A 12,582-nucleotide genomic window follows, 5' to 3' on the forward strand; every position below is an offset into this window, starting at 1 on the left:
GTGAAGTACCAAATTAATTTTGGCACTGACATTCATCGACACACTGTTGAGTTCTCAAAGAACACGCGCACACCATCACTACGACCCTATGGCCGCCGCTCCGGGGCAACTTTTCCAGCCTATCCCATCGTGATCATCGGCGCAAACCGCTGAACATTTGGGGAAGAACTGGAGGTGAAGCACAACCATACACGATGGAAACTACTTCGAAATTTGGTCAGGCACTTCGTACAACCTCGTGTCACTCGCCGTAAAGGCGGGAGTCGGTGTCCGTGTCGCTCTGACTTGGAATAAGTTACGCGTCCGCCGAAGTCTTTGACAAATCCACAGGTCAGAGACTCGGAGGCATCCATTTCCCCAGCAAGATTGCCCGTTTCAGTCGATTTTCACCAATTCGGACATCATGTGACGCCGGACACCGTGGCCGGATCGGCACGCAGCGGGAACTCACACCACTTGGACTCGGATACCTGCATCCTCGAACAACGCGACTTGCTTTGCGTCTACTGCAGCATCGGTAACCAGCACGGCCCCCGGCGGTATCGGCGCCCACGCATGGAAAGGACGTTCACCGAGCTTGGCGGAGTGGGCGAGTATGTAGACCTCGCCGGCACGTTCGATCATCATTTCCTTGAGCCGGGTCTGATCGAGCTCAGCTTCACAAATTCCCAGGTCAGCGGTAACTGCATCGGCACCGAGGAATGCCTTGTCAAACGACACCCTCTGCAGCGACGCTTCCGCCAGTGGCCCGACGAATCCTTGACTGAGCTGCCTCAGGGTCCCCCCGAGACATTCGACTCGAACACCATCAGCGTCGGCTAACGCCTCGAGCGCCGTAAGCCCTGCAGCGATCACCGTCAAATTCGTCACGTGACGTAAGAACTCTCCCATCGCCCCGACGGTGGTACCTGCATCAAGAAGTACGGTTTCCCCGGGCCGAACCTGCTCAGCAGCCCATTCGGCGATGCCCCGTTTGGCGTCGAATCCCTCCATTGCGCGTTGACGCAAGGAGGATTCCGGATGAGGGTTGAGAGCAATCGCCCCGCCGTACGTTCGGGCAATTACTCCCTGGGCAGTCAACTGACTCAGGTCGCGACGGATCGTAGATGCAGTCACCCCGAATTGGGCAGACAGATCCTCGACACTGGCCAGACCGCTGGTGCGAGCGAGCCTCGCAATCTCCGACCGCCTCGCCTCCGACTCCCGGATGGCCATCGCTCCTCCCCCCTACAAACCCTGGTGCTTACTTGGAAACGAATGTGCTGGTTGCCAATTCGGCCGCCTGCCGCAACGCTTCGACCATACTACCGGCCTCGGCGATGCCCTTACCTGCAATATCGAAAGCGGTTCCGTGATCGACGGAGGTACGGATGACAGGTAACCCGACGGTGATGTTGACGCCGGCCTCGATCCCGAGAACCTTGACCGGGCCGTGCCCCTGATCGTGGTACATCGCAACGATCAAGTCGTAGTCCCCACGTCCAGCGAGGAAGAATGCCGTGTCCGCCGGCAGAGGGCCGTGGACGTCGATTCCTTCTGCCTTCAAGAGTTCGACGGCGGGAATGATCTTCTGCTCTTCCTCTCCGTACCCGAAAAGCCCGTTCTCCCCCGCATGCGGGTTGATCCCGCACACGCCGATTTTCGGAGATGGATTGCCCGTGCGCACCAAAGCTTCGTGACCTCGACGAATGGTCCTCCCGACCAGGCCGGGCTCGATCCTGGCAACTGCATCGAGCAGTCCGATGTGAGTGGTCACGTGAATCACCTTGAGCTTGGGGGTCGACAACATCATCGACACCTCCTCGGTACCGGTCAGGTGCGCAAGCAATTCCGTGTGTCCGGGATAGATGTGTCCTGCCGCATGCAGCGCTTCCTTGTTCAGCGGCGCCGTGCAGATCGACTGGACTTCACCGCGTACAGCGAGTTCGCTTGCGACGCGGATATATTGATAGGCCGCATCTCCCGCGACTGCCGACAGTTCACCCCAGGCGAGATCCTCGGGTAGCAAGTCCAGGTCGATGACGTTGATCCGTCCATCGATGAATTCAGCATCCTTGATCCCCTCGATCGCGACCACGTCGACGTCGATTCCGAGCACCCCGGCAGCCAATCGCAAACGCTTCGCGTCGCCGACAACAACAGGGCGGCAACGCTTTCTCGTTTCGCCGTCGAGGAGTGCGGGGACGATCACTTCCGGTCCGACGCCGGCGCCGTCGCCCATCGTGACAGCAATCAGCGGCAGTGGAGTGGAATAGATTGACATGGGATTGACCTCGTTGTCTGAAGGAGTCACTGAAGGTGGACTGTCCGGAGCGGCGACCGGGTTGGGGTGCGCGAGAAACTTCGTTATGGAGAAAAGACTGTGTGCATTCCCGAAACTGCCTGGCCGCGTGACGATGTACCGTCCGGTGCGATCGACGGAAAGTACTGCGCCGTGTTCGATTTCGTAAATCGGTGACAGCGTGTCGATCCGCAGGCGGTCGAGAACGCTGCGCGCGGTTTCGCCACCGGTAAGTACCAGGTCGATCGGGTACTCGTCGTGGGAGAATCCTGCATCGACGGCAGCGATCAGATCGGCGAGAGCCGAAACGAGGTGGACGGATTCTGCAGGCACGACAGGTCCACTTACCGAAACCACGACGTTTCCGCGATCCAGTGCGTTCAGAATCGGAAGCGGATCGACCGAATGCGCCAGCAGCTCAGCACTGTTCACTTCGATATGGTGCGCCCCTGAATCCCGAAGCAATGCCACTTGGTCCCCGGCAGACGCATCCGCCGTCCCCACAACGACCAAGGTAAATCGAGAATCACGAAGAGATGGGCACGCGACGGGTGACTGCACGGTTCGTCGTCGTGCCACTGCCGTCGCGAGCGCCGAGGTTCCTACCAATCGAGAACCCCGAACCTCCTGTGCTGCAGCCACAATCAGTTGCAGATCACTGTCGGTCTCGACGTCGCAGATCGCCACCGACCCGGCTTCTGAGATCGACGCAAGAACCTGGTTCAACCGCCCGGAGCGAATGTCGTCCAGCGATACGCCAGAAGTGATTGCCGACGGGCCGAGCGCCTCTGCAATCGACCGAGGAGCCGGCTTCGACTCCGCGCGCCACAGGTCGGTGGAGTGCAACGCAACCCCATCGACCAACACCACGCCGTCTTGCACCGTGCGCCCTTGCCTGGGCAGTCCGGCGGCGACGATGACCGGGGATCCGTCGCGGGAGAGTTCTCCAACCTCCGCCGCTATGTTGCCCCTGAGCAGGGAATCGATCTTCTTGACGATCTCGGAGCCGTCAGACGATTGCAGAACTGATCTCACGTCACGAGAGGCTCTGGCGGGGTCGGATCGCCGTGAGTGCAGATCGAAAACCGTCACTCCTGATCCGTCGGGCGCACCTGGGCCGAGTCGAAGCGATATGCCCGAACTGCGGAGCAGAAATCCTGCGGCCGACTCCGCGGCTCCGGAAAGATCATCAGCGATGATTACCAGTGGTTTCATCGAATTCCTCGACCCCCTTTCGGTCTGAATCGAGTATGCACAGCATCGCAACCGATGCGTGAAGTACGCAATCGAAGTTACGGGACTTGCGCGAAGTGCGCAACAGTGCCATTGTGAGCTGAGTTACAAGCGAGAGCCCGACGCGATTGTTCACCAACAGTCCGCTCGGAGCGTCGCCCCCACGCTGCCCCGTCAGGATCGAAAGGTCACCGATGACCAATACTCGTTTGCGAACACCACAGCTCTCCCGGCGATCCTTTCTGCAGTTCACCGGGCTGATCGGTGGCGCAACGCTTCTGGGCACTACTGCCGCGTGCGCCGGCCCTACCGGGAAGCCGACCCAGGACACCCTGGTGCTCGGGCTCAACCGCTCGCTCGTCAGCCTCGACAACAAACTCAATCAATTCGACGCAGCAGTCACGGCTCAACGTGGCGTCAGACAAGGTCTCACCCGGATCGGCGACAATCTGACTCCGCAACTCGTTCTCGCTGACAGGTTCGAATCGACCGGCCCGACCGAGTGGACGGTTCGACTCCGCGAGGGCATCCGCTACTCCGACGGCACACCTGTGCTGATCGACGACGTCACGACGGCAATGCAGATGTACCAACAGGTCAGCGGATCCTTTGTCGCACCGCAGTTCCCCGAGTGGCCGACGGTCGTCCCCATCGACGATCGCACCTTCATCCTTCGGACGAATTCCCCGGTGCCGGTTCTGGACTCGCTCATGTCCAACATCTTGATCACCCCGGCCGCTGCCAACGAACCCAACGAACTGCAGAGCGGGATCGGGTCTGGACCGTTCGTCGTCAGCGAATCGAACCGGGGCACCGGCGATTACACACTTGTCGCCAATGACAACTACTGGGGCCCGGCCCCCGGCGTACGTCGTGTTCAGGTCCGCTTCATTCCCGAAGAGGCCGGCCGCGTCGTCGCGCTTCGGAGCGGCGAGGTCGACGTCATCGACTCGATCAGTCCCGATTCCGCCGAACAACTCGCCGACCTGCCTGGTGTCCAGGTGGACACAGTGCCGAGCACACGCATCAACCAACTGTTCTTCAACTTCCGCAAGCCCGCCGATCACCCACTGTCCAATCCGCGTGTCCGCGAAGCTCTCACGTACGCCATCGACGGTGAGTCACTCGCTCGGGACGTGCTGATCGGATCCGCAGTCCCGGCCACCGGCCCCGCACCGTCGACCTTGGACGGAGCCGTGAAAACCGGCACTTACCAATATGATCCACGGAAAGCGCGGCAAATGCTCGAGGCCGAAGGCGCCGACGACCTCGAACTCACCTTCATCTGGGAAACCGGAGAGTTCACCAACGACGTCTCGGTGATGGAATCGGTACTCGAAATGATGAAGGCCGTGGGAGTACGCGTCAAACTCCAGCAGTTCGAACCGGGCGGTGACATCTCGTCCTGGCGCCAGGGCAAGACCGGCGACTGGGATGTGCTGGGCAACGGCTACGGCAACCAGACCGGACTTGCACTGACCACGTTGCAGGGGATGTACGCCGGCACAGCGGAGAAGGAAGCAACTCGCGACACTTATCACGGGTACGTCTTCCCCGAGATCACCGCGAAGATCCAAGCCGCATCCGGAGAGCCAGATCCGACCAAGCGCGCCGCTCTACTCGACGCCGCACAACAAGACATCTGGAACACCTGGCCTTGCCTGTGGAGCTTCGTGCCGAATGCTCTCCTTGCGAAACGCACTCGTGTACAAAATGTTTCACTGACCCCGATCAACTCCTACGACCTCGGCGCCGTCCGATTGGAGGCCTGAGGCGATGACTCTCACCGCTCCGAAACCGCAAACCGCCCTCGGAATCTCTCCGCGTCGACGCACAAGGATCAACCCGACCGTCAAATACGTGCTCAAACGTCTGGCACAGAGTGCCTTGACGATCTTCCTCACGCTCACAACAGTGTTCGTCCTGATCCGAATGGCACCCGGCGATCCTGCCTACGCCTTGGCCGGACCGCTGGCCAGCACCGAGGATCTCGCACGGATCCGTGCTGACATGGGCTTGGACAAGTCGGTGTTCTCCCAATACCTGATCTACCTGTGGGACCTCGTCCACCTGAATCTCGGCACGTCGTACTCGTTCCAGGCGCCGGCCATGGACGTTGTCCTCGGCCGTCTCCCGTACACCATCACCCTTGCCGTCAGCTCCATTCTGTTGACCGCCGTGCTCTCGATTCCGCTGGGCGTGTGGATGGCCCGTCACGCGGACACCAGACGTGAACTCGGTGCGAACGTCGTAGCCGTCGGCGGGCAGTCCATGCCGGAGTTCTGGAGCGGCCTGATGCTGGTGACGATCTTCGCGGTCTTGATCCCAGTACTCCCGGCAGCCGGTTTCACCACATGGCCGTCGTTGATCCTGCCTACCGTCACCATCGCCATCCTCCAGATCGCGTTGATCTCCCGGATGGTTCGACGCGAAATGGTCTCGGCCTTCGCTTCTCCGTACATCACCGTCGCACGCTCTCGCGGAGTATCGGAACGCGAACTCACCTGGCGATATGCGATGCGTAATTCGGCGATTCCGATCGTCACCGCGCTGGGCACCAGATTCGCCGGAATGCTGAACGGCGTCGTGGTGGTCGAGGTCGTGTTCGCCTGGCCTGGTGTCGGCTCGCTGGTGGTCCGCGCACTCGAGACTCGCGACTACCCGCTCATCCAGGCCACCGTACTTGTCACCGCGGTTCTCGCAGTGCTCGTGCAACTGGCAGTGGACCTCCTCTACCCCCTCCTGGATCCACGCGTGCGACTCGGAAAGGGCGCCAACTGATGACTACCGTCTTGGAACCTCCAACAACTCCACGCGCCAGCGCGGTCACCGAGGCAGACTTCGCACGCGCCGGAGCCACGCGCCGTAAGCGAGACAGCCGAGTCAAGATCTGGGCCGGCTCGATCTGCGCGCTCCTGGTGATTCTTCCTGTTGCATTGGCCGGGCTGCTCCCCCTTGCAGATCCGAACCAGACCAACCTGAGCAGTCGACGGCTACCGCCCCTCACCGACGGCCATCTGTTCGGCACCGATCAGTTGGGACGAGATCTGCTCTCACGGATCCTGCACGGCGGCCAGGTGTCTCTGACGATCGGTATTCTCGCCGTGATCGTCTCCGGCGTCATCGGCATCGTCGCCGGATCCGCCGCGGGGTACTTCGGTGGTTGGGTCGACACCGTCATCTCCCGCCTACTCGAAGCACAGCTTTCACTGCCTCTGCTGATGATGCTGCTTCTCGTTGTTGCGCTGTTCGGCCCGTCCATTCCCGTCATCACGTTTGTCATCGCGATCGCACAGTGGCCCGAAGTCGCACGGTTGACTCGCTCATTGGTACTCGTCGAACGCGAAAAGCCTTACGTAGCTGCAGCTCGAGTCCTCGGACTTACCCGCATGGCCATCCTGCTTCGTCACGTCATTCCCAACATCGTCAAGCAGGCATCGCTCGTCGTCCTGCTGCTGCTCGCGCAGGCCGTACTGCTGGAAAGTTCGTTGAGCTACCTCGGTGCCGGACCGCAACGTCCATTCGCTACCTGGGGACGAATCATCGCCGACGGCCAGGACTACATCACCACGTCATGGTGGATCGTCACGTTGACCGGTCTGATGATCGTGCTGCTGGTCATCGGAGTGAACCTACTCGGCGATGGTCTGCGAGATCGTCCTGCAGGTTCGAAACGACTGGGCGCAAGCCTGTTCGGGCGTGGCAGCGCCCAGAAAGCGAAGGCGTGAGACATGGGAAATCTACTACGGGTCGACGATCTCCAGATCGAACTTGTCACGGCGAACGGCGTCATCCGAGCCGTCGACGGCGTGTCCTTCTGCATCGACGCCGGTGAAACCGTCACCATCATCGGTGAATCCGGCTCCGGAAAGTCGACGACAGCCATGGGGATTCTCGGACTGCTTCCGGACGATTTTGCGGTTCTTTCCGGGAAAGCCGTGTTCAAGGGTCAGGACATTCTCGGAAACACGAAGATCCTGAACGATATTCGCGGAAAACACATCGCGCTCATCCCCCAGGACCCGATGACGGCTCTGAGTCCCGTCCACACCATCGGCAGCCAACTTCGAGAAGCAGTGCGCCACAGCGGTGTGACCGCGAAGAAGCAACAAATCGAGCGGGCAGTGCAACTGCTCGAGCAGGTACGCATTCCGTATCCGGATCAGCAACTCGACAAGTACCCGCATCAACTGTCGGGTGGAATGTTGCAGCGCGTCCTGATCGCCGGCGCTCTTGCTGCCGGCCCCGAACTGATCGTGGCCGACGAACCCACCAGCGCACTGGACGTAACCGTTCAGGCCGGGATTCTGGATCTATTGCTCGAGTTGCAGGAGCGCACCGGGATCGGAATGCTGGTCATCACTCACGATCTCGGAGTTGCGCGGTTGGTCTCCGATCGCATCTACGTGATGAAGGACGGACGTTTTGTCGAGACCGGTAGTGCCGACGTTCTCGTCGACTCACCGCAAAGCGCCTACACACAAAAGCTTCTCGACGCCATACCTCACCTGGGGCCTTGGGACGGCGACCCCGCCCGTTCAACACAGATCGGAGCCTCGGCATGACCCGCCACGAAACGCCACTTCTCGCCGTCGAAGATCTCGTGGTCGAGTATCCGGTTCCCGACGGAGTTTTCCGAGCCGTGGATGCTGTGAGCTTCTCGGCGGAAAAGGGCAAGACCTTGGCCATCGTCGGCGAATCCGGATGTGGCAAGTCGACCATCGCTCGATCGATCGTCCGACTCCTCACACCGACCAGTGGACGCATTCTCGTCGACGGCAATGACATCGCGCAGATGTCGGAGAAGTCGCTGCGCCCCTACCGCTCTCGCGTTCAAATGGTGTTCCAAGATCCGTACGGATCGCTCGACCCTCATCTGACTGCCGAGGACATCATCGGAGAACCACTGCGCCTCAAAGGTGTTCGGAGCAAGTCTGAACGCGCAAAGACAGCAGCAGAACTCGTCGATCGCGTTGGCTTGCCCAGCTCGGCACTACACCGGCGTCCGGCGGAGTTCTCAGGAGGCCAACGTCAGCGCATCGGAATTGCTCGTGCACTTGCCAGCGGACCCGAGATCCTGGTCTGCGACGAAGCGACCAGCGCTCTCGACGTGTCGGTGCAAGCGCAGGTACTCGAGCTCCTACGTGAAATTCAGGCCGATACCGGTCTGACGTACGTTTTCATCTCACACAACTTGGGCGTCGTCCGAGAAATCAGCGAGACCGTAGTCGTGATGTCAAAAGGAACCATCGTCGAATCCGGTTCCACAGAAACAGTTCTCGCCAGTCCGCGCGAGCCGTACACCCGCGCACTACGAGGCGCTGCTCTCGATCCCACCACCATGGTCGGCATCAAACCACGCCACGTGGTGGCAGCCCTGTCCAAGAACTTGCTAGCCAAGCAGACCGAATCACGAGGAGTTGCCTGATGACCGCCCCACTCGAGCTTCCGAAACTGGTGCTCGGCACCATGACATTCGGAGACACGGTCGACATATCGGGCGCCGGATCGATGCTCGACGCAGCACTAGGCGCCGGTATCTCTCACATCGACACGGCCAACGGCTATGCGGGCGGCGAGTCCGAGCGCATGCTGGCAAAGCTGCTCCACGGCCGACGCGATTCCGTCACTCTGGCCACCAAAGCGGGAATGCCGCATCCCGATGCCGGTGACAACAGCCCACTCTCGGCAAAGGGGCTCCGAGCAAGCATCGAAGGAAGCCTGCGCAGACTCGACACGGACTACGTCGACCTGTTCTATCTCCATCAGCCGGACCGAACCGTCACGCTGACCGAAACTCTCACCACCGTCGCGGAACTGGTTGCCGAGGGCAAGATCCGCACACTCGGCGTATCCAACTTCGCAGCGTGGCAAATCAGTGAAATCAACTACACCGCAGACACAGTCGGAGCTCCCCGACCGATCGTCGCACAGCAGCTCTACAACTTGCTCGCACGTCGCATCGAAGAAGAATACGCAGAATTCGCGGACGTGACCGGACTGACCACCATGGTCTACAACCCACTCGGTGGGGGCCTGCTCACGGGGCGCCACACCTTCGAGGAAAGTCCCGCCGACGGCCGATTCGGCGACTCCCGTCTGGCGTCGATGTACAAGGAGCGATACTGGAACACACAGATCTTCGACGCCATTGCACAACTGACGGCGATCGCGGAACAGTCGGGCATCTCCCTGACCGAGCTTGCGTTGCGCTGGCTGGTCAGCAAGCCCGTCGCCGGATCGCTGCTCCTCGGAGGATCCAAAGTAACGCACCTCGAATCCAATATCGCGGCCATCGGGCGAGGTCCACTCGACGCCTCGACCGTCGAAGAGTGTGATCTCGTCGGTGCCGCCCTACGAGGCCCCATGCCCAACTACAACCGCTGAAACACCCGACCTTCATCAGGAAGAGTTCTTCACTATGTCAGCACAGGAATTCGCCGCACGCATCCGAGGACGCGAACGCGTACTCGGATATTGGTCCGTCATCGACAGCCCGATCTCGACCGAATGGATCGCGCACGTCGGCTGGGACTACATTGCCCTCGACATGCAGCACGGCCTGATCGGCTATTCGGGGATGGTCGCCGGGCTCACCGCCATCGACTCGTCACCGTCCACCGTCGGGATGGTGCGCGTCGAGGCAAACAATCCGACGCCCATCGGCCGTGCACTCGACGCGGGCGCTGTGGGCGTCATCGTTCCGCTGATCAACAACGCCGAAGAGGCAGCGGCCGCCGTGGCAGCCGCCAAGTATCCGCCTTTCGGCATCCGCTCCTACGGACCCATGCGCTCGCAACTCCGTATCGGCCCCGTTCCCGCCGACGCGAACCGCGACACCGTTGTATTTGCGATGATCGAGACCCCACAGGGTCTGGCGAACGTCGAAGAGATCTGCGCAGTGCCCGGATTGGACGGCGTGTACGTCGGGCCGTCCGACCTACGAATCGCCGTCGGAGGTAAGCACTCCAACGATCCGGACGTCGCCGAGGAATTCGAATCAGCGCTCACCAGGGTGCGCGAAGCTGCCGCCGTCAGCGGAGTCGCTGCGGGAATCCACACACCTTCCGGTCAGGTTGCGGCACAACGGCTCGGGGAGGGCTACACGTTCGCGACCGTGGCCTCGGACCTGACACATCTGGCGAACATCTCGGCTCAGCATTTGGATGCCGCCAAGTCCTGATCCGGGTACAAAAATGGCGATGCTCCCGCACTTGGTACGGGAGCATCGCCATTCTCGAACGAACTATCTCTGAATCGCCTTGATCTCGAGGAACTCTTCGAGCCCGAACGTGCCGGCCTCGCGCCCGACGCCCGACTGCTTGTACCCACCGAACGGAGCATTCGTGTTGAAGGCGCCGCCGTTCACCTCGACCTGCCCGGCACGCAGTTGCCGTGCGACGCGATCCGCGCGATCGGGGTCACCTGACCAAACGCCACCGGCCAGTCCGTACTCGGTGCCGTTGGCGATCCGCACTGCGTCGGCCTCGTCTTTGTAACCCATGATCGAGAGGACCGGTCCGAAGATCTCCTCGCGCGCAATGGTCATGTCTTCGGTCACGTTCGCGAACACCGTCGGACCGACGAAATATCCACTGGCCAGTCCGGTTTCGCGACCGTCGACAACCGCGGTGGCACCTTCCGACACACCTTTCTCGATGTATCCGCGAACGCGTCCCAGTTGATTCGCGTTCACCAGAGGACCAAGCACCGAAGTCGGCTGAGTCGGATCACCTACCGGGAAATGAGCGGCGACCGCAGCAGCAATTGCCGCTGCCTCATCCACCTTCTCCGCGGGAACCAACATACGCGTCAGCGCCGAACAGGTCTGGCCCGAGTTGATGAAGCACTTTGCGACGCCGTCCGTGACAGCCTTTTCGAGATCGGCGTCGTCGAGAATGACGTTCGCCGACTTGCCACCCAGCTCGAGCGAGACCTTCTTGATGGTGTCCGCGGCAACGATGGCCACTCGCTTACCTGCCCGAGTCGACCCGGTGAAGGAGACCATGTCGACTTCCGGGTGGCCGGCGATGGCTTCACCCACTACCGGGCCGTAGCCACTTACCAGGTTGAATACACCTGCAGGCAAACCAATTTCGTCGAAGATGTCAGCGAGAGCGTACGTGATGAGTGGCGCAACCTCGGTGGGCTTGAGAACCACGGTGCAGCCCGCCGCGAGCGCACCGCCGACCTTCAAGACAACTTGGTGGAGCGGGAAGTTCCAGGGAGTGATAGCGCCGACAACACCCGCAGGTTCTCGAACAATCAGCGAATTTCCGACCTCGTGAGCGTCGAAATCATAAGTGCGCGCCAATTCGGCAAATGCATTCAAATTCGCGAGCGGCATTCCGATTTGTACAGGCTTCGCGAATCCGATCGGCATGCCCATATCCTGCGAAACCAGCGCCGCAAGATCATCGGTGCGTTCGGCAATTATCGCCGCAGCCTTGGAAAGATATTCAGCGCGCTCGCCCCCGGATAGTGCAGACCAGGCCGGGAACGCATTTCGCGCTGCCTTCGCAGCCGCATCGACATCTTCGACAGTGCCCTCGGCGACAGTTCCTATCAGTTCTTCGGTAGCCGGATTGAGAACGTCGATCCGACCGCTGCCAGTGGATTCGATCCAGGCGCCATCAACATAGATTTTGGTGCGGTCGAGAATATCGGTCATCGAAGCCTCCGTAGTCATCACGCGTGCACAGGTGAGGTGGGCCCGATCACACGGGGCACCTCTTCCGAGCCTAGCCACGCTCGACGGGTTCCGTGGCAGGTTGGTGTCGAGATTGACCTTCGACTGACGAGACTTGTGGTGCGCGCACGCTTTTCAGTGATGGTGTGAACGTACCGTTCCCCTCGCCTAAGAGGGTGAGAGTGTCGTTCACTCGGTCCCGGACGGGGTGGTGAGTCGGCGGCGTGCCCGCCCTTGATGGTGTGAACGGTACGTTGGGTCGATCTGAGGCGACGACAGTGCCGTTCGCTCGAAGTCGGGGGGTGCCGGCGACGGGATGTTTCGGGGTGTTTTGGGTACGAGAAAGCCCCCCAACCAGTACTGGTTGGGGGGCTTCTCT

At 60.9% G+C, this 12,582-nt stretch carries 10 protein-coding genes; 7 read left to right on the forward strand and 3 right to left on the reverse strand.

The annotated features are described in order from the left end of the window. Positions 1 to 447: 447 nt before the first annotated feature. A complete protein-coding gene (locus ATN38_RS00660; protein ID WP_003941419.1) occupies positions 448 to 1,215 on the reverse strand; it encodes a DeoR/GlpR family DNA-binding transcription regulator in 768 nt (255 codons plus the stop codon). A 28-nt stretch (positions 1,216 to 1,243) separates the two neighbouring features. Continuing rightward, on the reverse strand, positions 1,244 to 3,496 hold the full coding sequence (pdxA, locus tag ATN38_RS00665) for a 4-hydroxythreonine-4-phosphate dehydrogenase PdxA (protein ID WP_218747404.1): 2,253 nt from the start codon (positions 3,494 to 3,496) through the stop codon (positions 1,244 to 1,246). Positions 3,497 to 3,708: 212 nt separating this feature from the next. On the opposite strand from pdxA, the gene ATN38_RS00670 reads away from it, so the two are divergent. Genes ATN38_RS00670 through ATN38_RS00700 form a run of 7 tightly spaced genes read left to right on the forward strand, consistent with a single transcriptional unit; the run spans position 3,709 to position 10,697 of the window. Then, the gene (locus ATN38_RS00670) at positions 3,709 to 5,286 is read left to right on the forward strand and encodes an ABC transporter substrate-binding protein (protein ID WP_218681533.1); all 1,578 of its coding nucleotides are present in this window, start codon (positions 3,709 to 3,711) and stop codon (positions 5,284 to 5,286) included. Positions 5,287 to 5,290: 4 nt separating this feature from the next. After that, positions 5,291 to 6,295: an ABC transporter permease gene (locus ATN38_RS00675; protein ID WP_218747405.1), complete on the forward strand. Its 1,005-nt coding sequence runs from the start codon at positions 5,291 to 5,293 to the stop codon at positions 6,293 to 6,295. Beyond that, a complete protein-coding gene (locus tag ATN38_RS00680; RefSeq protein ID WP_218747407.1) occupies positions 6,295 to 7,242 on the forward strand; it encodes an ABC transporter permease in 948 nt (315 codons plus the stop codon). Before ATN38_RS00675 ends, ATN38_RS00680 begins: the two co-directional genes overlap by 1 nt. 3 nt (positions 7,243 to 7,245) lie before the next feature. Beyond that, complete coding sequence (locus ATN38_RS00685) at positions 7,246 to 8,079, forward strand: ABC transporter ATP-binding protein (RefSeq protein ID WP_218747409.1); 834 nt, start codon at positions 7,246 to 7,248, stop codon at positions 8,077 to 8,079. Next, on the forward strand, positions 8,076 to 8,942 hold the full coding sequence (locus tag ATN38_RS00690; RefSeq protein ID WP_218747411.1) for an ATP-binding cassette domain-containing protein: 867 nt from the start codon (positions 8,076 to 8,078) through the stop codon (positions 8,940 to 8,942). Before ATN38_RS00685 ends, ATN38_RS00690 begins: the two co-directional genes overlap by 4 nt. Further along, entirely contained in the window at positions 8,942 to 9,901 is a 960-nt protein-coding gene (locus ATN38_RS00695; RefSeq protein ID WP_218747413.1) for an aldo/keto reductase, read from the forward strand. The genes ATN38_RS00690 and ATN38_RS00695 overlap by 1 nt, the downstream gene beginning before the upstream one ends. Before the next feature lie 34 nt (positions 9,902 to 9,935). Next, positions 9,936 to 10,697 (forward strand): HpcH/HpaI aldolase/citrate lyase family protein, encoded by a 762-nt coding sequence (locus ATN38_RS00700; protein ID WP_218747414.1) that lies wholly within the window; start codon positions 9,936 to 9,938, stop codon positions 10,695 to 10,697. Between the two features lie 63 nt (positions 10,698 to 10,760). On the opposite strand, the gene ATN38_RS00705 is transcribed toward ATN38_RS00700, so the two are convergent. Then, positions 10,761 to 12,185 (reverse strand): aldehyde dehydrogenase family protein, encoded by a 1,425-nt coding sequence (locus ATN38_RS00705; RefSeq protein ID WP_218747416.1) that lies wholly within the window; start codon positions 12,183 to 12,185, stop codon positions 10,761 to 10,763. Positions 12,186 to 12,582 lie beyond the last annotated feature (397 nt).

The sequence above is a fragment of the Rhodococcus sp. FH8 genome (assembly GCF_019266085.1).
GTDB classification, from domain to species: domain Bacteria; phylum Actinomycetota; class Actinomycetes; order Mycobacteriales; family Mycobacteriaceae; genus Rhodococcus_F; species Rhodococcus_F qingshengii.

Excerpts from the sequence above, each read along its gene's own strand:
- pdxA (WP_218747404.1), bottom strand. The coding sequence starts at position 3,496 with ATGAAACCACTGGTAATCATCGCTGATGATCTTTCCGGAGCCGCGGAG.
- ATN38_RS00675 (WP_218747405.1), top strand. The coding sequence starts at position 5,291 with ATGACTCTCACCGCTCCGAAACCGCAAACCGCCCTCGGAATCTCTCCG.
- ATN38_RS00700 (WP_218747414.1), top strand. The coding sequence starts at position 9,936 with ATGTCAGCACAGGAATTCGCCGCACGCATCCGAGGACGCGAACGCGTA.
- ATN38_RS00690 (WP_218747411.1), top strand. The coding sequence starts at position 8,076 with ATGACCCGCCACGAAACGCCACTTCTCGCCGTCGAAGATCTCGTGGTC.
- ATN38_RS00695 (WP_218747413.1), top strand. The coding sequence starts at position 8,942 with ATGACCGCCCCACTCGAGCTTCCGAAACTGGTGCTCGGCACCATGACA.
- ATN38_RS00705 (WP_218747416.1), bottom strand. The coding sequence starts at position 12,185 with ATGACCGATATTCTCGACCGCACCAAAATCTATGTTGATGGCGCCTGG.
- ATN38_RS00670 (WP_218681533.1), top strand. The coding sequence starts at position 3,709 with ATGACCAATACTCGTTTGCGAACACCACAGCTCTCCCGGCGATCCTTT.
- ATN38_RS00680 (WP_218747407.1), top strand. The coding sequence starts at position 6,295 with ATGACTACCGTCTTGGAACCTCCAACAACTCCACGCGCCAGCGCGGTC.
- ATN38_RS00685 (WP_218747409.1), top strand. The coding sequence starts at position 7,246 with ATGGGAAATCTACTACGGGTCGACGATCTCCAGATCGAACTTGTCACG.
- ATN38_RS00660 (WP_003941419.1), bottom strand. The coding sequence starts at position 1,215 with ATGGCCATCCGGGAGTCGGAGGCGAGGCGGTCGGAGATTGCGAGGCTC.